Origin of the sequence: Clostridium simiarum (genome assembly GCF_018919175.1) — a bacterium.
Lineage (GTDB): Bacteria > Bacillota > Clostridia > Clostridiales > Clostridiaceae > Clostridium_L > Clostridium_L simiarum.
In genome coordinates this window covers 1,581,508-1,607,589 of record NZ_JAHLQL010000001.1, presented here as the reverse complement: position 1 = coordinate 1,607,589, position 26,082 = coordinate 1,581,508, and the positions used below count along the sequence as shown (strand labels likewise).

Genomic DNA, 26,082 nt, shown 5'->3' with positions numbered 1-26,082 from the left:
GACTATTAGGGAGATAATGGAGACCTCAAGATGAAGATTAGATGAAATTACCCAAGAATAATAGTAAATAATGGATAGTTATAAAGAATGCAAGAAAATATATCATTATATGTAGTTATTTACTATAAATACTATTAGTGATAATATTTAATTATTGGTTAATATTGAGAAAGGAGGAGATTTTATGATAGCTAAAATTACAGAAAAAAATTATGAGGTGATTGTTTTATAAGTTTTTGAATTCACTTGACCATGTGAATTGAGTATAGTTTTATATTATCTGTCACCTGAAAAGGAGATTGTTATGTATTATACTTATTTAAAAAATTCTCATGTTGAAGAGGTAGCTAATATTATCTCAACTAATTATAAAAATGCCAGGTTAGCATTACCTATTATATCTGATAAGTATGAAAATGCTGAAATGCACATAAAGGAAATTGGAAAATATGTTGATAACAATAATTTTGTTGTAGCTACAGAATCTGGTAAAGTTGCTGGGTTTATAAGCGGATTTAGTATTAATGAGTTTAAAGGAACAGCAAGAGGGGTATTATCATTACCTTCACTTCATGGAATAGCTGATGGATATGATAAAAATTATTTATATAGTGAACTCTATAGAAGGGTTTCTGATTTGTGGGTTAACTCAGATTGTTATACACATGCCGTAATGCTGTACCTTAATGATAAAAATGTAATTGATTCTTGGGTTATGAATGGATTTGGTATGTTAGTTGTTGACGCTGTACGTCCTCTTGAGGAAATAGCTATACCAAATATAGATAATAACACATTCATAAGAAAGGCAGAGATAAAGGATCTTATTAATATGCAAAATCTATTTAAAGGAATAGACAAGCATCTTTCCTCAACACCAATCTATTTACATAATTACATTAGTGAAAATTATATAGATGAATATGGAAGTTGGCTTAAAACAGAAGGTAACAATTTATGGATTGCAGAGATTAATAGCAAAATTATAGGTTATTTAAAAACAAATACAACTGAAATTAATATGGATGAATTAGATGATGGTTATACAATGGCGATAAATGGAGCTTACGTATTACCAGAATATAGAGGACAGCATATAATGTCAAGACTATTAAATATAGCAACTGATTGGGCTATTGAAAAGGATCTAAAACGTTGTTCTACAGATTTTGAATCTGCTAATATTGAAGGAAGACGTTTTTGGCTTAAACATTTTGCCCCATATTGTTATTCGATGATTAGAAGAATTGATGAAAGAAATCATTTAAATTCAATTAGTATTGGAGATAAATGATATGGACGAAATTATAATTGAAACAGAACGTTTATATATAAAACCTTGGTCATTAGATTATACTGACAAGCTGTATAACTTAATGTCAGACAATCGAGTTCATTTATACACTGGTGATAGTGTTTGGACTAAAGAAAGGACTAAGAGATATATTCAATTTAATATTAATAGAGGAAGTTTATCATTAGATAACTTTCATGGAGCAGTTATATTAAAAGAAAGCAATGAAATTATAGGATTAACAGGCTTGAATCCATATTTTCTTAAGCAACCAGAAATAGAATGGCAATTAGGAACTGAATTTTGGAATAAAGGATATGCTACTGAAATTGGCAACGCTATCATACAATCTGCTTTTAAGAATAGTAATATAATAAGAATATATGGGATGGCTAATCCTAAAAATATTGCTTCTATGACGGTTATGAAAAAAGTTGGAATGACCTGCCTTGGAGCTAGGGATTTCAGAGGTGAGCAGGCTATGTTTTATGAAATATTACGAAAAGTTTAATTAACGGTAGGTTAGTTTTTATAATTGTTGTAGACTTCTTGTAAAATATAAGTAGAAATAACATCAAAAAATAAGATAACGTGCCTTGAGTTTTGTTTACTTTAATTCAAGAGTATAATAATTTTATCATTATTAATGATTCAAAAGATGATTTAGAGAATGAAGTTATATATAAAGAATTAAATTAGTAGAATAAAGACTAAAAAGCCTAATTTAATCTGATTTGATTTGAAGTATTTATTAAAGTAGCGAATTCAAAAATCGTTACTTTTTTCTTTATTATAAGAATATAAATTTTGCTCATGATAAAAGTTATTTAACCACCCTTATCTGTATTTATAGATACCTTACAGTGTGCATATAAACGCAGGGATGAAATGGGAAAAAGAGGTAGAGATCATAAGGCCTTTACTTGTAGTATTTTTGATACTTAAATAAAAATCTATGCACATGAACTATTAGACATAGCTTCTGTTTAATATTATAATGGAAACTGATAGTGGAAACCTACAAGAAACAAAATAGGCTTATAATAAAGAGTTACAAAGAAAGAATTTATAGCAAGTAAAAAGAGAAGAAATGATTTATTTACTATTGCCTTAAAATGATTAACGTAGTATTAGGAATATAAATTTCAGTATATGATGGAATTTGGAGGAAGGTAAATAGTAAAAATTAAGAATATTATAGTATAAAATTTAGAATTAATAAAATAATAGAATAATTAGATAATTTATGATAATATAGTTTATGATTAAGGAAGGTGACATATTTATGGGATATAAATCAGAAGGAACTAAAAAAGCCGAAATAAGTATGAGATTTTCAGAATTTGAAATGCCTCCTATGCAAGATATATTAATTGTAGGTAAGAAGGCACCAATTGGACCAGAAGCTGCTAGAAGAATGGTAGATATATTATCTCCTGATCAATACGAAATAGTAAGAATAGAACACCAGTGTGTGGAAGCAGTAGTTGTTAGAAGAACCATATTAAATATGCTTCCTCAAGATAAACTAATTCCAATAATAATGGAGGAGGTTGAAAGGATTGCTAATGAAGATATGATTATAAAAGCACAAGTAAATATAACTATCAATGTTAGTAAATCCATAGATTTATGATACAAAGAGCCTTAGATATATTAGATAAAAATTTTTATAAAATAGATGTATTAGATGGAGTAAAAAAGGTTCAGGAAATATTTTATCAAAATAATATTGAGTGTTGTGCTGTTTATGATAAGAAGAAGTTAGTAGGTGTTTTAACTCTTAGAGAATTAGGAATTGCCCATCCTAACAGAATAGTTGCAGATGCTATGACTAATAGATATATTTCTGTAGGGGCAGAAACCTATGTATGGGACATTAAAAAGTTATTTAATTCAAATGAAGATATAGATGTAATCCTTGTAGAAAATAGAGGTAAGATTATAGGGTTTATAACTAAAAATCATTTAAAAGTAGAACTTGGAAAGCATATTGACTTACTAACCGGATTATATAAAAGCGATTACTTATTTTACCATCTACATACTTTAATAGAACAGAAGCAAAAAGTTTCGTTAATTTTTATAGACTTGAATAATTTTGGATATATTGATAAAAAGTTTGGACATATAAATGGAGATACAGTATTAAAAATTGTGGCAGGTTTACTTAGAGAAAATATACAACCAGATAATTTTTTATGTAGATATGCAGGGGATGAATTTGCAATTTTAACTTCTTATAGCGAAGATAAATGCAAAGTGCTTTCAGAAAAAATTTTGATGAAAATAAAGCAGTACAGTTATCCTAGTAATATTAAAGTTTCTGCATCCATTGGTGTAGTAAGTTATAATTTTAGTGAAGAAACAATTGATAATAAAATAAATACAATAAAAAATTTAGTAAACGCAGCAAGCTTGGCATCAACAAAAGCAAAACAAAGCATAAGTAATAATCCTATTTTTATTGAAAAATTCGATATAATGGAAACCGCATAAAAAGTTATTAATTTTAACATAGATTAACTAAGAGATATTATATAGATTTATATGAAGTAATGTGTATATAATGAAAACCTTTTTTAATTTAATATATAATTCTAAAAGAGGTTTCATTCCAATAGATTCAAAAATAGTAGAAACATTGGTTAAAAATATAAGTACAAGCTATAAAAGATAATAAAAATAAAATAATACTTATTTCACTGGCATCGATTATTTCGGTGCTTTTAATTTGGGCTTTTATAGCCATAGCATAATCTTTATAGAATCAATATCTACTGACATATCATTTTTTTAAAAACCTCTTAATTCCCTGAAATGTTTCATCGCTGATGATGTGCTCAACTTTACATGCGTCCTTCTCAGCTATTTCTTCACAGACCTTTGCTGTTTCAACGAAGAATTCAGTTAATACCTGATGACGTTCATATATGCTTTCTGCCTTTTCACGTCCTTTATCAGTTAAACTTATATATCCTTTAGGATCTACATTAATGTATCCCGATTCTTTTAACAATCCTACTGCATGGCTTACACTTGGCTTGCTAAAATTAAGTGTCTTTGCAATATCAATAGATCTTACAGAACCGTTTTTATTTTCTAATATTAAAATTGTTTCTAAATAATTTTCACCTGATTCGTACATGATTACCCTCCATGATATGAAATATAACATTATACTAGCAGTGGATATGATTTTCCACAAATTAATCACTTTATTCACTATCATATAATACTTAGGCATATTTTTCAATGAACTTAGCATTTATCCTTGTATCTATATAATCCAAAGGCTAAAAGAAAAGCTTAAACAATTGTCACATACAAATGCTTAAGCTTTCTAAAGATTATTTTAAATTATGATTTATACAATTCCTGCCTTTTCAAAATGTTTATGCAGAAGCTTTTTACCCCATAAGCTTCCCAAGTATGCTGCAATAACTGTTATAATACTTAAAATAATCATTGTTTGGACATTTAATATATTTAAGCATCTTTTTAATATTTCTAAGGATTGTGAGCCTTTTGCAGATTCCTGAGCAATATATGCACTCTTCATAAAAACAAAAGGAACATATTCTCCTAGTGCAAATCCAAGCATAAAGGAAGCAAAGCCTGTAGCTGCTGCTAAAAATTTCTTTCTACCCATAAGGCTGAATATAATTTCCCCAAGTACTCCTCCAAGGAAGATACAAATTCCCATAACACCACCAGGTGCCATAGTTAAAAAGCATACTCCAAGAAGTGTACCACTTATAATAAATATTCCAGGCATATCAGCTTTTGCAATCATAAGCATAAAAATAATACCTCCAACTAGGGACAAAATAATTGGAAGAACCACTAAAATTGGTGGAAACAGTCCTATAGTAAACCCTAAAGCAAAAAACATGGCAATCATCAAAGCATTAAATATTCCAATTGTTATTAACTTTCTTACAACGTTATTACTGTTTTTCTTGCTAGCCATAATATCATCTCCTCTATTATACAATTCTTGAATAAAGTAATTCACTTGAATATTTATGGAATGGAAAACTGCTGAATTTTCCATTATCATCAAAAGATAATAAGCGGTTAAATGTATTTAATGCAAACTCGTAGTCATGGGTAATTACAAAAATGCACCTACCCTCTTTTGCTAGTTCTTTTAAAATGCCGCTAATTATTTTCATGTTTTTTGCATCTAATCCGCTGGTAGGCTCGTCCAAAAATAAAAACTTACTATGTTGCATACATGCAAGAGCAATGGCAAGACGCTGTTTTTCACCGCCTGAAAGTGAAGCGGGATGAGCTGTTTTATAGTTTTCTAAATGAAATAATTTAAGGTACTTCTCTGCCTTCTCCTGTATATCTTTTGTTGGTTTTATACCAACCAGGATTTCTTCCCAGACGCTTGGAGCAAATAATTGATAATCAACATCCTGCATAACATAGAAAGAATTTTTAATACGACATCTATTTCCTGCTGGCTTTCCATTTATGTATATCTTTCCATCCTTTTGTTTAGTAAGTCCCATGAGTACTCTTGCTAAGGTACTTTTTCCAGTGCCGTTTTTTCCTACAATTCCTATAATATCACCTTCATTGGCATCAAAAGATACATCAAACCACAACCTTTTTCCCATCTTATAACCAAAGGCAAGATTTTTCACCTGAAGTAAGGGAGATTTTTCTTCTTTTACAGAAAAATTTTTAAAGTCTGGAATTGGAAGTGTGTCTAGTGCAACATGGCGAAGTCCTATATCATCAAACCACTGATTAGGTTTCTTTGAAAAAATTTCTCCTTTAAGGGTTTTCTTTATTTTACCTTTTTCCATTATAACTACCCTGTCTGCTAAATCCTTTAAGTAATATAGTTTGTGTTCAGAAACAATAATGGTATGTCCCTTGGCTTTAAGTATTTTTAAAACCTCAGAAAGTTGTCTAGTTCCTTCCATATCTAGATTTGCTGAAGGTTCATCTAAAACATATATTTTAGGTTTTAACGCATAAACAGAAGCAACTGCAATTTTTTGTTTTTCACCACTGGATAAATTGAAAATCTGTCTGTCCATTAAAGAATGCAGCTTTAAATCTTCTATAGATTCTTTTACCCTATTTTGTATTTTCTCTCTGTGAATTCCATAATTTTCACTTGGAAATGGTATCTCCGTTTTTACATGTAAGGTAAAAAATTGTGAGCGAGGATCTTGAAAAACAGAACCTACTTCTCTTGAAATTTCCCTAAGTGGAACTTTACTAATATCCATACCAGAGATTATGACGTCTCCTTCTAACTTACCATCATAAAATTCTGGTATCAAACCGTTTATGCATCGATTTACTGTTGTTTTTCCACAGCCACTTTCACCTGTAAGTACAATAAATTCACCCTGAGTTATCTTTAAATTGAAATCTAACAGGCTTTTTTCATCACTACCTTCATATGTAAAATTAACATTATTAAATTCAATCACACTTTTATCAGTGTTGTTCTTTTTTTCTTTACTTTGATTCTCAGCCAAAAGAAATCCCCTCCCTTCTTTAAATTATTCAAGCAAAAATATTACTTTTATTAATTAGTATAAATAACACAGAAACAGCTATACATCCAAAGCAGTAAATAACATCTCCTATTTCAAAGTGTACATTTGTACATGATGTTCTTTTATGTTCTGTATCAAGCCCTTTGCATAATGAAGCAGCTGATAGTTCCTCAGATATTTTTCCACTTCTGATTAGTAGCGGTATCATAAAATTCTCCACAGCACTCATAGGATGTGTTAATATCCCAATAAAAGAAGTATTTAATCCCCTCATCTTTAAGTTTTCTCTTACTTGTACTATTTCATCTTTGATGGTTGGAACATAACGGTAAACCACAGCTAGTGGAAGAATTAGTACTTTTGGAATATGCATTTTCTCCAAGGCAAATAAAAGCTCATCCATGTAAGTTTTCTGAATTAATATAATACATGCCATGTAAACTGGAAATAACCGAAGGCACAAAAATATAAGTGTTGTAAACATCATGGTAATAAGGGGGATTTTTAGATACATAAGTAAGGCATTACCTATATATAGTAATAAATAAGTAATTGAAAACCGGATAGCTATGGAAATCATCCCATGAAACAGCATTAAAATAGCCATTAAAAGAAACAAAAGTAATAGCTCTATAGGACGATTTATTACAAAATTGAGACTTGCTACAACTATCACTTGAAATATAAGCACTCTGGGATCAGGTTTCGATGCTTTAAATTCTATTCCATTGTTCAATGCTCTCACCTCCTAAATTTCAGGAGTTAGTGTAGACTAACCACCTAATCATAATACATTATGTTTTTTTACTTTTCAATCCTTTCTATAGCCTTCGTCTAATCATGGTATACTTTCGTCTAATCCTGGCATAATAAGGATTTTTATAGATTTCTTTTTCTTTTAAAAGTTACTCAAGCTGGTTGTAAAATTTGATGGTGTAATACTATCCTTCATAAATAAATACATTACCATTACAAAAATGTTCTTGTGATGTGCTTGTCCATTAATTCATAAGGCGATATAATGATTTTAAGTTAGTGTTAACTAACATTCATATACAATGTACAAATATACACTTAAGCCTTTAATATGATTTTAATATAGATGCACCTTTCAGGTATTTATTCGTCTAATCATGATATAAGGAGAGAATGAAATGAAGAATATTTTAAAAGAAATACATGATCCATGCCTAATGAAGTATGGTTTTCATTTAGATAAAGAATTTAAGGGATTTAACAGTGAAGGTATATGTTATTCAGTTCCCCCTGAAAAAGGTTCAGGACACTATTGGGTTTATACCCATAAAAACTTATTTTCTATCTCTATTCATGATTTTGTATTTTTCGAAGATATATTTATTGAATATAAGATTCCAGAATATTTAAGCATAAGTTATTTAAAATCTGGATCAGGAGAAGAATTTAAACCATATAAACGAATAACCTGTGGCTGTATTAGAGGTTTTATAGGAAATCATAATTTGTATCAAGCTCTATTTCATAAAAACATTCCTGTGCGTTCTATTGGTATTGAAATTATGCCAGAATACTACAACGATTATTTACAAAAACAATACCCTGGGGAGTATAAAAATCCATGCTCTGCTTTTTTAAGCATAGATGGCGCCAAAGATTTTCCTGAGTTAGTGTATTTATTAAAACAAGTTAAGAATTATCGTGGAACTGGTATGTCAGCAAAGCTATTTTACGAAAGTAAGGTGGCAGAAGCTATTTCTCTAGTAGTTGATAAATCAAAGACTATGCCGCCTACATCACAAGCTAAAAAAATATCAAATGAAGATATGGATAGGATAAGAACTGTAGCTAAATATATTGACCACCACTATGCCTTTGATATTCATCTAGAGCAACTTACTAGGATTGCCTGCATGGGTATAACTAAGTTAAAATATACATTTAAAAGAGTTTATAAATGCACAATTACTGAGTATATACAAAATAGAAGGATGCATGAAGCAGAACACATACTTTTGAATACAGATTTAAATATTAATCAAGTGGCACAGATTGTAGGGTATAAAAATGCAAGTCGATTTTCTGAATTATTTCATAAAAATACTGGTTTGCTTCCAAAGGAATTCCGTAAAAATTCAAAGGTTTAATTATGCTTACTAATAAACCTATATTAATGTAAATATGCTTGATTTTCATATGGATTATATAAACCTTGAAATAAAGCATAAGAAGAAAAAAGACCTATTTAAGGGAAGGAGGGGGATACTGAATGGAACATAAATTTTATATAAATACAAAAAAAGGATGTTCATCAATGCTTATGCAATATTCATCAATACGCAATAAGTTTGCAACAATACGAGATTATATGAATTTTAATAATGAGAAAGAAATTATATATGATATAAAACCTGAATATGGCAAAGGATGTATAAAATTTTATAAACTCATGGGAAATGTGATGCTTATAATTTATGATACAATATTTAATCATGATATGATAACAGAATTTGATCTATCAGAAGAATACTTTGAAATAGAATATTGTGTTGATGGGTGTTTAAATATTCATGAAGATAAAGTGGGCAATACCTATCTTTCTAAAAATGAACTTTCTATATCAATGTCTCGTGAAACTTGTGGAAGGGTAATTAATTGTGCAGGTCAGAAATATCAAGGGATTTCAATTACTACTGAAAAATCAGCTATAGAATCATATTTTGGCAGTTGTGGGATTAAACTATGGGAGGATACAATAGAGGAGTTAGAAAATGAACTTCGAAATCAGTATTATCAAGGAATAAATATTTCTCCTGAAATCGCTAATATATTTTTGCAAATATTTAATTGTAGTTTACCAGAGAAATCAAAAATTCTATTTTTTGAAAGTAAGGTAATGGAGATATTATCAAAGATAGTATCCTATGAAATTCTAGGAACAAGCAGAATAAATCAGTTGCAACTGGATGAATTTGAAATTAATCAGATAAAAAAGATACCAGAGGTATTAATGAAAAATTTGTACGAACTTCCCACCATAAATATTCTATCAAAACAGTTAGCAATAAATAAGAATAAATTGGCGAAAGGGTTTAAAGCAGTATATGGGGACACAATATTTAGATACCATAGAAAAATGTGTCTGGAGCGTGCTACTATACTATTATTAGATACTGATAAATCTATCAATGAAATTGCTTTTGATGTAGGCTATTCAAATCCAAGTAATTTCTGTTATGCTTTTAAAAAAAAGTTTGGAGTAACTCCAATGCAATATAAAGAGGACTCTTTAAAACTTGTAAACTAAAATTTAAAATAATTCTTTTATTTAAATTGCCACAGGTATTATACTTGTGGCTTATTTTATTAGAAAAATTTACTAGATATAGACATATTTAAATAACATTTAAAGCTAATATACATTGTCATTAGCTTTAAAGTTTTTTTCTCAATAGAAACAGTGACTACATCAATATAGTTAATATGAATTGTTTTGTATTATAGTTCTTGAGAAGAAATATAAGTTTGTAAAAGTTACAATACATAAGGAGGTAAAAATGTTAAAAAAATATGTCACATTATTCATAGGAGGTATTTTAATTTTAGGCTTTGTGGGATGCTCTCAATCTATGAAAAGTAAAGATAGTCAAGAGCAGAGCAGTATGGTACAAAAGCAAGAAATCCATAGTTTTAAAAGGGGGGATGATTATCCTGTTGAAATTAAGATTTATACGAAGGAAGGGAAAGAGGTAATACAAACCATTGAAAAAGAACCCCAAAAGGTTGTAGTAGTTGGATCAGCAGTGGCTGAGCTTATGATTGAATTTGGGCAAAAGGAAAAAGTTATTGGACTAGGATATATAGACAAATCCTTTTCAAAATATGATGATCAAATTGCTGAGTTGCCTCTTATCACAGAATTGTTGCCATCTAAAGAATCTGTGCTTGCATTGCAACCGGACATCATTTATTCAATTTCTTCAGCTTTTAGAGAAGATTCATTGGGAGATATTTCTTTTTGGAATGATCGAGGAATTCCAGTGATTTCAGCTGTTAACTTTACAGTGGGGCGTAGTATTGATGAATATTTTAAAGAAATAAACAATTTTGGACTCACATTTAACGTTACAGACAGAACAGATGCGTACCTAAAAGAGCAGAATTCTAGAATTGCTGAGATTAAAAAGATAGCTGAAGGAGCTGAGGAAACTCCAAAAGTATTGTTTATCGGTAGCGCACGTGATACCTACTATTACTATCCACCTTCATGGTGCATGATTGATGAAATGATTGAAGGCGCAGGAGGAGAATATATGAAGTTGTCAAAGGACGGATATATTGAGATGTCAATTGAAGCAATCATTGAGGCCAATCCGGAAAAAATTATCATAACAGAATTTCAGCAACCAGATAGTGAAGCTATAAAAAATAAATTACTTTCAAACGAAAGACTTCAAAATGTTAATGCAATAAAAACAGGCAATGTTATGGTAGCGGAATATACAAGTGCAATAAATGGCGGTATTGAACTTGTGAACCTATATGAGGATGTGGCAGAGTTTATTCATCCTAAATTATTTGGAGGGAAGGAAGAATGACATCAAAGATAAAGCAAAGTGCTAGAAAAGTCACTTCGATAAATTTTAATTCTGTATTAAAAAGCCGATATATGTTTACTTCAATAATCATTGCATTAATTGTGGCTACTGTATTTTCTGTTGTCATTTCAGTATCTATAGGACAAGTGTCCATTCCTTTTACTGAGTCCTTTCGAATATTGATTTATAAATTAACTGGTATACAAATGGGTGATGTTACTGGACTTACGTCAGGGATGTTTGTGGATATTATTTGGCTAATTCGTTTTCCAAGAGTATTGTTGGCCATGATTGCTGGAGTAGGTCTTACTTTGTGTGGAACAATTATGCAAGCATCTGTACAGAACCCCTTGGCCGATCCATATATATTAGGTATTTCATCTGGTGCCTCTTTAGGTGCAACATTTTCCATTATGATGGGTTTTAGTACTGCTGGTATCATTGGGGAAATGGGCGTTGCTTTTTGGGCCTTTATTGGTGCATTAGGATCTGCCACCATGGTCTTATTTCTTGCAAGCGTTGGTGGTAAAATGTCTTCCATTAAGTTAGTTCTTGCTGGAACGGTGATCAATGCTTTATGCAGTGCACTTTCGAACTTTATTATTTATTTTGCCAAAGATGCAGAAGGTATCCGTTCTATAACTTTCTGGACAATGGGCAGTTTTGCTTCTGCAAAGTGGGGCAAGTTACCGGTGATTACCCTTGTTACAATTATAGCTACTCTTTTCTTCTTATCTCAATCAAAGGTAATGAATGTTATGCTGATGGGGGATGAAACAGCAGTTACTCTTGGGATAAATCTCAATTTTTACAGAAGGTTATATATGGTGATTTCATCTGTTGTCACAGGGGTAATTGTATCAACCTGTGGTATTATCGGATTCGTTGGATTAATTGTTCCTCATATTGTAAGAAGTGTTGTTGGCTCCGATCATAAACGGCTTTTACCAACGGCTATTCTTTTTAGTGCAATATTTTTAATTTGGACAGATATTTTTGCAAGAATAATTATTCCAAATGGAGAACTTCCAATTGGTATTGTAACATCCCTTCTTGGAGCTCCTGTATTTATGTATATGTTGATGAAGAAAAGCTATGGGTTTGGAGGAAAGTAATATGAACTTAAAGGTTGATAATATTGATGTTGTAATTTCGGGCACCAATATTGTAAAAGACATTTCTCTTTATGTTGAGAGTGGACAATTTGTAGGTATTATTGGGCCTAATGGATGCGGCAAATCCACATTGCTAAAAAGTATATATAAAGTAATTAAACCTAAACAAGGTTCCGTATTTTTAGATGGGGAAGATGTTTTGAAATCCAGCCCAAAGTCAATTTCAAAAAGAATGAGTGTGGTTGGACAATTTAATGATTTAAGCTTTGATTTTACTGTTTATGAAATGGTTATGATGGGTAGAACTCCTCATAAGCACTTAATGGAATCCCATAATAAAGAAGATTATAAAATTGTGGATGCTGCTCTTGAAAAAGTGAATTTACTTTCATACTCGGATCGAAGTTACTTAACTCTTTCTGGTGGGGAAAAGCAAAGGGTTATATTAGCAAGGGCTATTGCACAAGAACCTAAATTTTTAGTTCTTGATGAGCCCACAAACCATTTGGATATTAAATATCAGTTGCAGATTTTATCTATTGTTAAATCTTTAAAAGTGGGAACTTTGACTGCATTGCATGATCTTCCCCTTGCCGCAACTTATTGCGATATTTTATATGTTGTAAAAAATGGGGAAATAGTCACCTATGGAAAGCCTGATGAGGTTTTAACTAAAGAACTTGTAAAACAAGTATTTGAAATTGATTGTGAGATCTACGTGAATCCCGTAACTGGTGGTTTGGCCATGGCGTATATACCTCCATCCAATTAAAAAAGTTTTATTTACAAGAAAGAAGGTTCTTACTATGGAAACTGATATGACAAAAGGAAAACCAATGAATATTATCATTGGATTTGCAATTCCTATGTTTATTGGCAATCTGTTTCAACAATTTTATAATATTGTTGATACAATTATCGTTGGTCGATTTGTTGGGAAAGAGGCATTAGCTGCCGTTGGTTCATCCTTTGCAATTATGACATTTGTAACATCTATTTTGATTGGGCTTTCTATGGGAGCCTCTGCACTTTTTTCTCAATTATTTGGTGCAAAGCAGTATGAAGAGTTGAAAAAAGCCATTTCAACTTCCTTTATATTCATTTTAGTTGTAAGCATTACTCTTACTGTTATAACGTCACTGTTTATGAATCAAATCATTCATTTGTTCCAGATGCCAGTGGAAACAAGAGCATATGCTGCCAACTATTTAAGATTTATATTTGCAGGACTGATTTTTTCAGGAGTCTATAATAGTTTTTCATTTTTACTTAGGGCTGTTGGCGATTCAAAATCTCCTCTTTATTTTTTAATTTTATCTGCTATCATTAATATAATTTTGGACTTGTTTTTTGTTGTAATTTTAAATATGGAAGTGACAGGCGTTGCACTGGCAACATTTATTGCACAAGGTGTTTCAGCAATTAGTTGCGCTATCTATACAATTAAACGTATGAATTTTCTTGAATTTAACCGTGAAGATATTATATTTCACAGACAGATGTTTAAGAAAATAGCCAGCTACTCTATTTTAACGGCTGTGCAACAATCAGCATCAAGTTTTGGTATGATGATGGTTCAAGGACTTGTTAATACCTTTGGAGCAATCGTAATGGCAGCCTTTGCAGCTGCTTCAAAGATTGATTCTTTTGCTAATATACCTATGCAAGATTTTGGTAATGCTTTATCTACCTATGTTGCACAAAATAAAGGGGCGAATAATACGAAAAGAATTCGTGAAGGAATTCGGGGTGTTTCTAAAATTATAATTATATTTTCTTTGGGTATCTCTATACTGGTTTTTGTTTTTGCGCCGCAGTTGGTATTGATTTTTGTTAAAAAAGAAGCACTAGATGTTATTGAAGTTAGTGTATACTATTTGCGTATTGTGTGTGTAACTTATATACTGCTTGGATTTTTACAAATGTTTTATGGATTTTATCGAGGACTTGGAGAGGTTAAAGTGTCTATTATGCTGACTTTTGTTTCACAGGTAACAAGAGTAGTCTTGGCATATGGACTAGCCTTGACACCTTTAGGGTTTACTGGAATTTGTTTAGCAATACCTATTGGATGGTTTTTATCGGATGCTTTAGGAGTCGCAATGTATAAAAAAATAATGATAAAATAGTGATTGCCTCTGGTGATTTGCTATACTTATTAACTTAAAAATCTTCTTGATTGTAGCACTAAATCCTGTTTTTCATAAAACTCATGAATTAGAAGGTGGATTTCCACCTTCAAAATTAATAGATTACAGTTTTGAATTAGATTTGTACATTTCAAATTGTACAATTATGAAATTCATGAAAAGTTATTATCATAACACCTATTGATTAGGGGTGTTGCTTCCAAAGAAATTCCGTAAAAATTCAAAGGTTTGATTATGCTTACTATCAATTGGAAATAACAATATTGACATTAGACAGTAAAGAGGTTAACATGAAAACAATTGAATAATAATGATACAGGTCTGTGAATGAACTTCATGGATAATAGGGAAGAGAGGTGAAAATCCTACACAGTCCCGCTGCTGTAATAGTTGAGCTATTTATAATTGCCACTGCCTTTAATAAGGTGGGAAGGCATAAATAGTGTTGAAGCTTGAGTCAGAAGACCTGCCTGTATTGATTTGTTAATAACCCTACGGATGATAGGGGCAAAACAATACGGACTAATATTATACTTTTATTTTATTGCCTGTTTAAGCCACTTATCTATATGATAAGTGGCTTTTTTGTTAGCAATTTTTTAGAAATATTGAAAAGGTTATAAGGTTAAGAAAGTTTTGTTTTGTAAAATTCAATAGGGTTAATAACTGGCTTTATCAAAGTAAGAATTGAAAGGAGGATAAAATTATGTTGAATAAGAAGGTTTTGAAAATTGCTCTTTATGGAAAAGGAGGTATAGGGAAATCCACTATAGCCACTAATCTATCTGCTGCTTTTTCAAAAATTGGATTAAAAGTTCTACATATTGGATGTGATCCCAAAGGTGATTCCACAAGAAATTTAGTGGGGCATAAGATTCCTACTGTAATGGAAGTGATTCGAAAAAAAGGAACAAATATAGAAGAAAAAGATATTTTACATTATGGATTTAATGAAATTGCATGTATAGAAGCGGGAGGTCCCAAAGCAGGTATGGGATGTGCAGGTATGGGAATAACAATGATGACTGAAGAATTACAAACTCTTGGTGTATTTAATAAGCCCTGGGATATAGTTATTTATGATGTCTTAGGGGATGTAGTCTGTGGTGGATTCGCAGTACCTATGCGTGAAAAATATGTTGATAAGGTATATATTGTTTCATCTTCAGAGTTTATGTCCATTTATGCTGCTAATAACATATTAAAAAGCGTTTCTACGTTTTCAGACAAAGAAAAGAATATTTTTGGAGGACTTATTCATAACCGGAGAACGGATAACTCTAAAGATGAAATAATTAAAAGTTTTGCAAAAAATACCAATATCAATGTTTTAAAGGATATTCCTTTTACTAATGAAATTGGTATATCTGAATTAATGGGGAAAACAGTCTTTGAAGCGTTACCTGATTCACAACTATGCGAAACTTTTATAAGCTTAGCTTATCTTATAAAAAGCAGCAATGAAACTAATGTACCAAGTCCATTGGAAGATTTTGAATTAGAGGCGTTTAGAAAAGAAGCATTGCAAATGGAGATGAAAAAATGAGTATGGATAAACTTTCTAATAGCCACAAGAGTAATGATTTTTTTACCAAAGCAGTTTATAAAGAGAGTTGTATGGGGATTATTAATCTAGCATTGAGTATTCCAGATATACATGTTTTAGCTATAGGACCAGAATCTTGCTTAAGAGTTCTGTATTTTAGAGCTTTGAGAGAGGGGCAAAATGAAAGATTACATATACAAAGTATGAGCCAAAATGATTTAGCATCATCTCAGCACTTGGAAGTGACAGAGAAAGTGTTAGATAAAATTATTTCTATTGAAAATAGAAAAATTAAAGCTGTGATTGTTTATATTTCATGCATTGATATTCTTATAGGAAGTGACTTTGACAGTATTTTCAAAAGGATAGAGGAGCGTTACGGTATTCCAGTGAAACTTTTTAAAAGAGGACCGCTTTCTAAAAGACGTATAACTCCAAAAGAAAGATTGAGCCTAATTTTTTCAGAAATACTTGATGTGTATGCTGAAGACAGTTCTTATGATAAAACTAAGGTTAGTCCTATTATTAATATTCTTGGAGAACAAAAACTAATTGAACAATGTCAATTGAAAACAGTGCTAAAAAATAAGGGGGATTTAAAACTTCAGGAATTTACAGAATGTGAATCTTTCAATGATTTTAAAAACCTTAGTAAAGCAACTTTTAGTGTTGTTACTGATAGGTTTGGAGTTAGCATAGCGGAATATCTAAAAGAGAATTTCAAGATTCCCTACTTTGTTACCTCAATAGAGTGTTCAGAGGAAATGGTTACTATGGAAATTAATAAAATGAATGGAAGACAAGGTGATAGATGATGCATAAATTATGGAATAGGATTCCTCCTTTAGCTAGTGACTATTCTGGAGTTTGTTCAATTTTATTTGAACTAAACTCACTAAATATACTGTATACACCAAGTGGATGTGTCCATCCCATTGTTGAAGTAGATGAAATAAGAAATTTTGATAATGTGTTTTTTTATAAATCTAATTTGAGTGATATTGATGTCATTATGGGAGTAGATGATAAATTTTTAGCAGAAGCAGAATTACTTGTTTTAAATAATCCCAACTTAGAATTCATTTCAATTATAGGGACACCAGTTTCTAATATTACAAATGTGGATTTTCAAAAAATAGCTGAAGAGTTAGAGAGAAAAACCAAAATTCCTGTAATTATTTTTAATACCAATGGATTTGAAAGCTATAATGTTGGGATTTATGAAGGACTATTAATGCTTGCTAAAGGATTATCTAAGGAGGCAGTTAGAAATCCAAAACATATCAATGTGATAGGATATTCTACTATTGCGTTGGGTTATAAGTATCATCTAAATGAGTTGGTAAAAGTACTAGAAAATATAGGATTAAAAGTGACGTTCTTTGCATCAGATGGATGTATAAAAAGTATCACTGAGGCTGCAAAAGCAGCAGTTAATTTTGTGATATCACCGGAAGGTGTAGGTGCTGCTGAATATTTTAAAGAGAAGTTTCATATCCCATATTTTATGGATATACCTGTAGGATTGAATGGAATCTCAAGAGTATTGAAATTATTAGGAACTCACCTTAATGTTGATTTATCTGAAATTGAAGAATCCATAGTCACGAGAACAGAATTAAGGGGTATCAATGAATATATTAATAAAAACGTTTTAATTATAGGAGAACCTTTAACTTCAATAGGAATCAGAGAATGCTTAAGAGCTGATTTCGTAATAAATAACATAACCATAATAACAAATTTAAATTCTACTAAAAAGAGCAGAGAAATTTATAAAGAAGATTTATTTTCACAAGTTATTTTTGTTGAAGATGAAGAACATGTAGCAAAATATATTAGTCAAGCTGATATTATCATCGCTGATCCACTATATACAATATTTATTAGAAAGGAGGATAATAAAATTTTTATACCATTACCTCACATAGGTCTAAGTGGTAGGGAGTTTGCAAAGATGGAATATGAATATGTAGGAAAGATGGGATTTGAATATTTTAAAAAGTTTTTAAAGTCAGAGGTTTAATTTAAAGGAGGTAGTTTGATATGAAGAAAAAAAATAAGTTTTTTATAAAAGGATTTACTATTGTTCTAGCTTTAACTCTATTTGGACTGGTAGGTTGCTCAACGAAACAGAAAGCAACTGATGCAGGAAATACAAATGTTAGTACTTCAGAAGGAAAAAAGATCATAACAGATACAACAGGTAAAAAAGTTGAATTAAAGCAAGAGATAGAAAGAATAGCTGTTGTTCCAATTCCTTGGGCATCTATAGCATATGCAGTAGATGGTTCTGGTGAAAGAATTGTAGGGATGCATCCTTCAGCAAAGACATCATACCAAAAGAGTATTTTAAAATCTATGGCACCAGAATTAAATGAGGCTTCTACTAATTTTGTAGGAAACGATTTTGCAATACATATGGAAGAGAGTGGTAAGCTAAATTTAGATGCTATAATTGTATGGGATTATCAAGAAAAAGAAATTGAACAATTAAAGAGTGTTGGTATACCAGCAGTATCTTTAAAATATGGTTCATTAGAAGATTTGCAAAATGGAATGGATGTTATAGGTCAATTACTTGGAAAAGAAGATAGGGCTAAAAAGCTAGTTGATTATCATAAGGAATCCATAAAATATTTTGATTGGAAAAAGGATGAAATCCAGGGTACTGAAAAACCAAGAGTTTTGTACTTAAGAGATGATCAACTTAAAGTAGCTGGAGCTGGAGCAGTTAATACAAATTTTATTGAAATGGCTGGAGGGGAAAACGTAGCAAAACAGGTGTCTGGTCAATGGGTAAATGTGACTATGGAACAAATAATGGAATGGAATCCTGAAATAATTATTATGAGCAATTTTTCTAATTTTAAACCAGAAGATATAATGAACAATAAAATTGAAGGACAAGATTGGAGAAATATAGATGCTGTAAAAAACAATAAAGTTCTAAAAGCACCTATGGGAATTTACAGATGGGATGCACCATGTGCTGAAACACCACTTATGATTAAATGGATTGCTAAGCAGTTACAACCTGATGTATTTAATGATTTTGACTTAGAAAAGGATATTAAAAGTTTTTATAATGAATTCTTGAATCATGATATAACTAAAGAGGAGGTTGATTCAGTTTTACAAAAAGAACTGAATGGAAAATAAAATATGGACAAGTCTAAGGTATTTAAAAAGAATAAAACTGCAAAATGGAGTTTTATGATTATAGCAATGATTTTAACCTTTTTTGCATCACTGTTTTTAGGGAGATATGTTATCTCCCCAAAAACAGTTTTAAATATACTTATTAATGGCATATTCAATACTAACTTAAATGCATCTGCAATGGAATCATCTATTGTTATTGGAATTAGGTTACCAAGGACTATTTTAAGTATGCTAATTGGAGCTGCTTTATCTGTTTCAGGGGCTACATATCAAGGTTTATTCAAAAATCCCCTTGTTAGTCCAGATGTGCTAGGCGTAAGTAGTGGTGCTGGGTTTGGAGCAGTTTTAGCAATACTTTTTACTGGTATTTCTGGAATAACTCCCTTATATGCTTTTGGATTTGGTATCTTTAGTGTATTTTTAACTTATTTCTTTGCAAAAGCTAGAGAAGAGGTATCTATGATGTCTTTGGTTTTGTCTGGCATGATAGTATCATCAATATTTTCTGCGCTGATTTCCTTGGTTAAATATGTTGCTGATCCATATGATAAACTACCAGCAATTACCTATTGGTTGATGGGAAGTTTTGCAAAGGTTACTTACGAAGATTTGAAATTAGTTATTGTGCCTATTATGATAGGAATTATAATGCTAAATCTTTTGAGATGGCGAATAAATATATTATCATTGGGTGATGAAGAATCTCTTTCTTTAGGAATTAATCCAGTAAAAATAAGATTTGTGGCCATATTCATTTCTACTGTTTTAACAGCGGCATCTGTATCAGTTGTTGGAATAGTAGGTTGGGTTGGACTAGTTATTCCACATATAAGTAGAATACTGGTTGGTGTTGACCATAAAGATTTAATTCCAGCATCATGTATTTTAGGAGCTATTTTTTTAACACTTGTGGATATTATTGCAAGATCTGCATCTAGTGTTGAAATACCAATTGGAATTATAACCTCATTATTAGGAGCTCCATTTTTTGCTTTTCTATTAAGAAATGTGAGAAGATCAAGAGGAGAGTGGTAGTTATGGTAGAATTAAGAAACTGTTATTATAGGTACCCAGGAAAAAAAATGCTTTTAAAGGACATTTCTTTCTTCTTGGATAAAAACGAAGTAATGGCTGTACTAGGGAAAAATGGTACTGGAAAAACAACTATGCTAAAATGCTTAACAGGCATACTCAAATGGGAAAAAGGTGAAGCTTTTATCCATGGAAAAAGCATTAACTTAAAGGATGGTATGAATGATATAGGATATGTGCCTCAAGGGCATAATTTACCTTTTCCATATACAGTAAGTGAAATGATCAGCATGGGGATGGCTAAGCATATAGGATTATTCTCAACACCATCTAAACAAGATATGATTAAGGTTGATGAAATTATTGAGGAAATTGGCATACAAGATTTAAAGAATTGTTCTTGTACAGAATTAAGTGGAGGACAGTTGCAATTGGTGTATATTGCTAGAGCATTGGTATCAAATCCAAAACTCTTAATACTAGATGAACCAGAATCACATTTAGATTTTAAAAATCAACTCATGGTAATGAAACTTATAAGGAGATTAGCTAATGAAAAAGATTTAGCTTGCATAATAAATACACACTATCCTGATCATGCTCTAAAGATATCAGATAAAACATTGCTTTTAGGTGACGGGAATTACTTAATTGGTAATACAAATGATTTAATCACAGAAGAGAATATTAAAAAATATTTTGATGTTGATGCTAAAATTGTTTCCTATGTGCATGAGAATATGAATTTAAGAACAATTGTAGCAGTATAAAATAATTTATCTTATTGATTATAATGGAAATTTAATGTTTAATTTTATATGAATAAAATGTCTCTAGATATGTATGATGTTGTAATAAAGCCTAAGGAAATAAAATCTTGTGAAGAGGTATCTATAGAAAGATTTTAACGGAACATTAAGGAAAGGTAGTTTTGAATTAGTTTTGCACATTCAAAATTGTACAAAACTAATTCTTTAGATTTATAGCTTATACATAGTCTGTTTCTATATTTCTATATTCTTACTACTATCAATTTTTATAATAACGCATTGCGTAAGTAAGGATATTTATATTCATATTAATTGGTAACATTTAATGTAATTAATATTTTAATTATCTGAAGACTTTATACTATATAACTTTTTAAATTCAATAGATAAAAGAACAATAGAAAGTATAAAAACTATTGCATCAGTAACTGGAGAAGCTAACCATGTTCCTTTAATTCCAACAGATTTAGTAAGGATTATAGCTATAGGCATGAAAAGTACTACCTGCTTTAAAATACTTATTAGTGCAGATTTTCCCCCCTTACCTATGGATTGGAAAAATGTCATAGACATAACTATAACTCCTGATACCGGGAAGGTTAAAAACATAAGTCTAAAGAACTTAGCCCCAGTTTCAATTAGAGTCCTATCATTAATAAACCAACCTAAAACAACTCGAGGATTAATCATATAAAAACCCCATAACACTCCAATAAATATGGTAGAAGCTATACTAAAGATTTTAACAGCATCTTTAACACGATTATATTTTTGGGCACCAAAGTTCATTCCTACTATAGGTTGAAGTCCCTGTCCTATGCCCCATATAGGTATGAATGTAAACATTAAAATTTTAAGTGCTACACCCATTAATACTAATTGTTCATCACCACCATATATAGATGTAAGCTTGTACAAAGCAGTTTGTTGTACTAGATACATAAGTTGCATCATTGCTGCCGAACCACCTATGGATAGTATCTCGGGCATTAAATCGAAAGCAAACTTTAATTTATTCACTGAAAGGAGTGATTTATTACGTTTAAAGTACATAAATGTAATGAAGGCCTGGATTATTTGTGCAATTATTGTAGCTATAGCGGCACCTTCAATACCAAAATCTAAAGTTTTTATAAATATTGGATCTAAGATAATATTTAATACTGCACCAAATGCCATAATACTCATAGCTTCTTTCATTTTTCCTTCTCCTCTTATGAGCATATTAGCACTTTGCGAAAAATTAACAAAAAATGAGCCAATATAAACTATTCTTAAATAGCTTGTTCCTGATTTTAATATTTCTCCTTTAGCCCCTGAAAAGCTAAGTAAGTTTTCTGCAAATAAGCATCCTAATATAGTTACAATCAATGACAAGACTAATACAGATAGTATTAAGTTACTTAAAATTTTATCCACAACCTCATTATCTTTTGATCCAATAGCTCGAGATAAAATTGAAGATGAGCCAACACCTACAAGTACAGCAATACAGTTGTTTATGAAGGTAAGTGGAGAGGAGATACTTACAGCAGCTAAAGCGGTTTCCCCTACCAATTTTCCAACAAAAATAGCATCACATAAATTATATAAACCTATAACTAACATTCCTATAATTCCTGGAATTGAAAGTTTTAAAAGCAATGTAAACATATTACCATTAATTAATTCTTCACGATTCTTATTCATAATGATCCTTCCTTTTCTCAAATTATTCTTTAAAATATTGAGTGCTAATAACTTTGCCACAAACTGATTCTATATTCTTACCTCCCTTAATATCAGTGGACATATTCTCTAATATTTTAATAATGATTCTCTGTATCGATTGTATAAAAAACTAGTACATGCTATCTACTAATATAAGGATTTTAAATAATGAAAAAAGGATTAAAAATTTATTACTTGGATAATTATTATAAATGAGAAAACATTTACACATAAAATAATTATTTTTAGAAACTATATATTGTATTAGTATATTATTAGGCCTTATTTTAACTTGGTAAATTCATATAATGAAGTTTGAGTTTAATAATTGCAATATCATTGTTGAAATATGATGTGATATATAAATAATAATAATTATGATAAAGTAAAAACATAAGAGTAGTACTTTCTTTTAAAATTGTTAGGAGGAGATCAGATGTTAGATCTAAATTCTAGACAAAAAGATTTAATAAAAATTATGATAAATGAAGCTAATTATAAAGCTGTTAATGAATATTCAAATTTTTTAAGAGTATCTCCTCGCACTATATATAGTGATATAAAATTAATTAATAAATGCTTACAAAACTTTCATATGGAAATAGAAAAAAAACCAGGACTAGGAATTAAATTAATTGGTGATGCAGAAAAAAAGATGCAGGTAATGGAGTTTTTGAATAATAAAGTTGAAGATAAAAACCAATATACAATAGCTGAAAGGCAATTAGAAATTATAAGGATGTTATTGGTTGATGAAAAAATAATTTCTTATCAAAAGCTTGCAGATTACTTTTGGGTTAGCAAAACCTCTATATCTAATGATATGCAATTAATTCAATCCATGCTAAATGAAAAGACAGTATCAATTCAGTCAAATAAAAAGGGAACGAAATTTATTGGAAGTGAGATACAAAAACAATATACACTACAAAGATATACTGAGCTTTTGTTAAAAGAAAAAAATGTAGAAAATGAAAAAAGTTTTTTAAAGTATGGACCAGATATATTAAAAAAAATTTATCCAGTAAACATTGTAGAAATTGTTTTTGAAGAAGTAGCACATTTAGAAAAAACTTTAAATATTTCCTTATCATATTATTATTTAAAGTCATTAATAATCACATTAATTATTTTTATGTTTAGACTGTCTAAAGATAATCATATTTATTCTAAAAAAAGTTTTATATTTGAAGAGATAAAGTCTCTAGAAACTTATTTTGTTGCCCAAAACACATTAGAAAGTATATCAAGTAAATTAAATATTAATGTTAATAAAGGCGATATAGATTATTTAAACAAGCAGTTATTAGCTTACTGTATTAAACCAGAAGTAAAAAACAAAGATGAGGCTAAAAAATATGAAGAGATAGTAACAGAAGCTATAAAAGAAATGAGTCAAATAATGAATGTAGATTTAACACAGGATAAAAAATTATATGATGGACTCATTTTTCACTTAATTCCCATGATATATAGAATTCGTATAGGTATAAGAATTGAAAATCCATTATTAAGTGAAATAAAAGAGCAATATTCTGTAACTCTAAGTGCTACTTGGTATGTAATATCTAAATTAGAAAAAAAGCTGGATATTACTTTAACAGAAGACGAAGTTGCTTTCGTTATGGTACATTTTCAAGCTTCAATAGATAGAAATGCTCAAGTAAAAAAAATATTAATAGTTTGTCCTACAGGAATAGGTTCTTCAGAATTAATTGCAAATAAAATAAAACGATTTTTACCAGCTAAAGATATTATAGAAGTTGTTCCTATAAGAAAAATTTATGAAAATGATATTAATAATGTAGATTTGATTATATCATCTGTTCAATTAGATATAAGTAATAAGCCAATTATTTATGTTTCATCTTTAGTGTCCAATGAAGATTTGAAAAATATTTATAGCATTTATGCAGATACCTTTATAAATGATAAAAAAATAAATTTACCTTCTCATAAATATGAATATAAATTTAAATATATTAATGAGCTAATTGATGAAAAATTTATATTTACGAATTGTGACTATACCTCTAAGGAAGAATGTTTAGATTATATGATAAGTTGTTTTGAAGAAGAAGGGTTGACCTATGAAGGCTTTAAAGAATCAATTTTAGAAAGAGAAGAGATTGGATCAACTTCCTTAGATTCAGCTGTAGCTATACCACATGCTTTACTTGCAACAGTTAAAAAAAGTAGGCTAGGAATTATGACTTTAAAAAATTATATTAAATGGGGAGGCAAAAATATAAACACTATAATTTTAATTAGTATTTCAGAAAAAGATATTAAAAAAGTAAAAAATATTTTATCTGAATTATATGAAATTGTAGAATCAAAAGAAAGAGTTGAAAATTTATTTTTACATAAAAATAGCAAAGAAATTTTCGAAGTTTTAGGAGGAACGGAACTTGATTAATAAGGATATGATTGTTTTAGATTCAAAATTAACCAATAGAGATGATATTATAAGTTCATTAGCAAAAAAATCAGTAGAATTAGGATATGTCTCTGATTTAGAAGAATATATAGAAGCAGTTAAAAAAAGAGAAAGTGAATTTTCTACTGCTATAGGATATGGTGTTAGTATTCCACATGGAAAATCTAAAGCAGTTAATAATGCTTTTATTGCATTCTTAAGAAGTGAAAAGTACTTTAAATGGGATGAAAATCAAGATGAAGAAGTAAGATTAGCATTTTTATTAGGAGTTCCAGAAGATAAAAAAGAAACGTTACATTTAAAAATATTAGCTCAAATCAGTAGAAAACTTATGGATGAAAATTTCAGAGAAAAGTTATTAACTGAAGATAAAGAACAAATATATGAAATGTTAAATGAAATTGAAAATAATATATTATCAGAAAAATAGGAGGAAAGAATATGAAAGTAGTAGGAGTAACAGCATGCCCAACAGGAGTTGCGCACACTTATATGGCACAGGAAGCTTTAGAAAAGGAATGTAGAAAAAGAGGATATGAAGTAAAGATTGAAACTCAAGGAAGCATAGGTATTGAAAATGAGTTAAGTCAAGAGGAAGTTGATGAAGCAGATGTTGTTATCATGGCTGTAGCGGTATTTGTTGAAGGAGAAGAGCGTTTTGAAGATAAAAAAATCCTTAACGTAGATGTAAACGATGCGATATCAAAAACAGCAAAAGTAATTGATGAAGCTGAAAAACTAGTAAAATAAGGGGG

Annotated in this window: 24 protein-coding genes and 1 riboswitch; of the genes, 19 read left to right on the top strand and 5 right to left on the bottom strand. The window is 30.0% G+C overall.

Going from position 1 to position 26,082, the window contains the following annotated elements; genetic code table 11:
• Window positions 1–304 precede the first annotated feature (304 nt).
• From KQI89_RS07525 to KQI89_RS07510, 4 genes are all read left to right on the top strand, one after another.
• A complete protein-coding gene (locus KQI89_RS07525; RefSeq protein ID WP_216456555.1) occupies window positions 305–1,294 on the top strand; it encodes a GNAT family N-acetyltransferase in 990 nt (329 codons plus the stop codon).
• Window position 1,295: 1 nt separating this feature from the next.
• Window positions 1,296–1,805, top strand: a complete 510-nt coding sequence (locus KQI89_RS07520; protein WP_216456554.1) for a GNAT family N-acetyltransferase — start codon at window positions 1,296–1,298, stop codon at window positions 1,803–1,805.
• Window positions 1,806–2,579: 774 nt separating this feature from the next.
• The gene (locus KQI89_RS07515) at window positions 2,580–2,930 is read left to right on the top strand and encodes a hypothetical protein (protein ID WP_032122435.1); all 351 of its coding nucleotides are present in this window, start codon (window positions 2,580–2,582) and stop codon (window positions 2,928–2,930) included.
• A complete protein-coding gene (locus tag KQI89_RS07510; protein WP_216456553.1) occupies window positions 2,927–3,793 on the top strand; it encodes a diguanylate cyclase domain-containing protein in 867 nt (288 codons plus the stop codon). Before KQI89_RS07515 ends, KQI89_RS07510 begins: the two co-directional genes overlap by 4 nt.
• Before the next feature lie 289 nt (window positions 3,794–4,082).
• On the opposite strand, the gene KQI89_RS07505 is transcribed toward KQI89_RS07510, so the two are convergent.
• From KQI89_RS07505 to KQI89_RS07490, 4 genes are all read right to left on the bottom strand, one after another.
• The gene (locus KQI89_RS07505; protein WP_216456552.1) at window positions 4,083–4,442 is read right to left on the bottom strand and encodes a metal-dependent transcriptional regulator; all 360 of its coding nucleotides are present in this window, start codon (window positions 4,440–4,442) and stop codon (window positions 4,083–4,085) included.
• A gap of 219 nt (window positions 4,443–4,661) precedes the next feature.
• Window positions 4,662–5,267, bottom strand: coding sequence for an MptD family putative ECF transporter S component (locus KQI89_RS07500; RefSeq protein ID WP_216456551.1), 606 nt, complete (start codon window positions 5,265–5,267; stop codon window positions 4,662–4,664).
• A 16-nt stretch (window positions 5,268–5,283) separates the two neighbouring features.
• Window positions 5,284–6,804: an ABC transporter ATP-binding protein gene (locus KQI89_RS07495; RefSeq protein WP_216456550.1), complete on the bottom strand. Its 1,521-nt coding sequence runs from the start codon at window positions 6,802–6,804 to the stop codon at window positions 5,284–5,286.
• Window positions 6,805–6,832: 28 nt separating this feature from the next.
• Entirely contained in the window at window positions 6,833–7,561 is a 729-nt protein-coding gene (locus KQI89_RS07490; RefSeq protein WP_216456549.1) for an energy-coupling factor transporter transmembrane component T, read from the bottom strand.
• A gap of 418 nt (window positions 7,562–7,979) precedes the next feature.
• On the opposite strand from KQI89_RS07490, the gene KQI89_RS07485 reads away from it, so the two are divergent.
• From KQI89_RS07485 to KQI89_RS07430, 12 genes are all read left to right on the top strand, one after another.
• Complete coding sequence (locus tag KQI89_RS07485; protein WP_216456548.1) at window positions 7,980–8,948, top strand: helix-turn-helix domain-containing protein; 969 nt, start codon at window positions 7,980–7,982, stop codon at window positions 8,946–8,948.
• A 122-nt stretch (window positions 8,949–9,070) separates the two neighbouring features.
• Complete coding sequence (locus KQI89_RS07480; protein WP_216456547.1) at window positions 9,071–10,108, top strand: helix-turn-helix domain-containing protein; 1,038 nt, start codon at window positions 9,071–9,073, stop codon at window positions 10,106–10,108.
• Between the two features lie 250 nt (window positions 10,109–10,358).
• Window positions 10,359–11,399 (top strand): ABC transporter substrate-binding protein, encoded by a 1,041-nt coding sequence (locus KQI89_RS07475; RefSeq protein WP_216456546.1) that lies wholly within the window; start codon window positions 10,359–10,361, stop codon window positions 11,397–11,399.
• A gap of 71 nt (window positions 11,400–11,470) precedes the next feature.
• Window positions 11,471–12,514: a FecCD family ABC transporter permease gene (locus KQI89_RS07470; RefSeq protein WP_246583026.1), complete on the top strand. Its 1,044-nt coding sequence runs from the start codon at window positions 11,471–11,473 to the stop codon at window positions 12,512–12,514.
• 1 nt (window position 12,515) lies between these two features.
• Entirely contained in the window at window positions 12,516–13,286 is a 771-nt protein-coding gene (locus tag KQI89_RS07465; RefSeq protein WP_216456544.1) for an ABC transporter ATP-binding protein, read from the top strand.
• A gap of 34 nt (window positions 13,287–13,320) precedes the next feature.
• Complete coding sequence (locus tag KQI89_RS07460; protein WP_216456543.1) at window positions 13,321–14,643, top strand: MATE family efflux transporter; 1,323 nt, start codon at window positions 13,321–13,323, stop codon at window positions 14,641–14,643.
• A gap of 321 nt (window positions 14,644–14,964) precedes the next feature.
• A riboswitch (cobalamin riboswitch) is annotated at window positions 14,965–15,152 on the top strand.
• A gap of 218 nt (window positions 15,153–15,370) precedes the next feature.
• Window positions 15,371–16,210, top strand: a complete 840-nt coding sequence (locus tag KQI89_RS07455; protein WP_216456542.1) for a nucleotide-binding protein — start codon at window positions 15,371–15,373, stop codon at window positions 16,208–16,210.
• A complete protein-coding gene (locus KQI89_RS07450) occupies window positions 16,207–17,025 on the top strand; it encodes a nitrogenase component 1 (RefSeq protein ID WP_216456541.1) in 819 nt (272 codons plus the stop codon). The genes KQI89_RS07455 and KQI89_RS07450 overlap by 4 nt, the downstream gene beginning before the upstream one ends.
• Window positions 17,025–18,236 (top strand): nitrogenase component 1, encoded by a 1,212-nt coding sequence (locus KQI89_RS07445; RefSeq protein ID WP_216456540.1) that lies wholly within the window; start codon window positions 17,025–17,027, stop codon window positions 18,234–18,236. The genes KQI89_RS07450 and KQI89_RS07445 overlap by 1 nt, the downstream gene beginning before the upstream one ends.
• Before the next feature lie 20 nt (window positions 18,237–18,256).
• Window positions 18,257–19,372, top strand: coding sequence for an ABC transporter substrate-binding protein (locus tag KQI89_RS07440; protein WP_216456539.1), 1,116 nt, complete (start codon window positions 18,257–18,259; stop codon window positions 19,370–19,372).
• A gap of 3 nt (window positions 19,373–19,375) precedes the next feature.
• Window positions 19,376–20,410 (top strand): FecCD family ABC transporter permease, encoded by a 1,035-nt coding sequence (locus KQI89_RS07435; protein WP_216456538.1) that lies wholly within the window; start codon window positions 19,376–19,378, stop codon window positions 20,408–20,410.
• 2 nt (window positions 20,411–20,412) lie between these two features.
• Window positions 20,413–21,177, top strand: a complete 765-nt coding sequence (locus KQI89_RS07430; RefSeq protein ID WP_216456537.1) for an ABC transporter ATP-binding protein — start codon at window positions 20,413–20,415, stop codon at window positions 21,175–21,177.
• 339 nt (window positions 21,178–21,516) lie between these two features.
• On the opposite strand, the gene KQI89_RS07425 is transcribed toward KQI89_RS07430, so the two are convergent.
• Window positions 21,517–22,866, bottom strand: a complete 1,350-nt coding sequence (locus KQI89_RS07425; RefSeq protein ID WP_216456536.1) for an MATE family efflux transporter — start codon at window positions 22,864–22,866, stop codon at window positions 21,517–21,519.
• A gap of 457 nt (window positions 22,867–23,323) precedes the next feature.
• On the opposite strand from KQI89_RS07425, the gene KQI89_RS07420 reads away from it, so the two are divergent.
• The 3 genes from KQI89_RS07420 to KQI89_RS07410 are packed head-to-tail and all read left to right on the top strand — an operon-like array spanning window position 23,324 to window position 26,077.
• Entirely contained in the window at window positions 23,324–25,306 is a 1,983-nt protein-coding gene (locus tag KQI89_RS07420) for a BglG family transcription antiterminator (protein WP_216456535.1), read from the top strand.
• Window positions 25,299–25,757 (top strand): PTS sugar transporter subunit IIA, encoded by a 459-nt coding sequence (locus tag KQI89_RS07415; RefSeq protein WP_207706372.1) that lies wholly within the window; start codon window positions 25,299–25,301, stop codon window positions 25,755–25,757. The genes KQI89_RS07420 and KQI89_RS07415 overlap by 8 nt, the downstream gene beginning before the upstream one ends.
• A gap of 11 nt (window positions 25,758–25,768) precedes the next feature.
• Window positions 25,769–26,077: a PTS fructose transporter subunit IIB gene (locus KQI89_RS07410; RefSeq protein WP_032122417.1), complete on the top strand. Its 309-nt coding sequence runs from the start codon at window positions 25,769–25,771 to the stop codon at window positions 26,075–26,077.
• The last annotated feature ends 5 nt before the right edge of the window (window positions 26,078–26,082 follow it).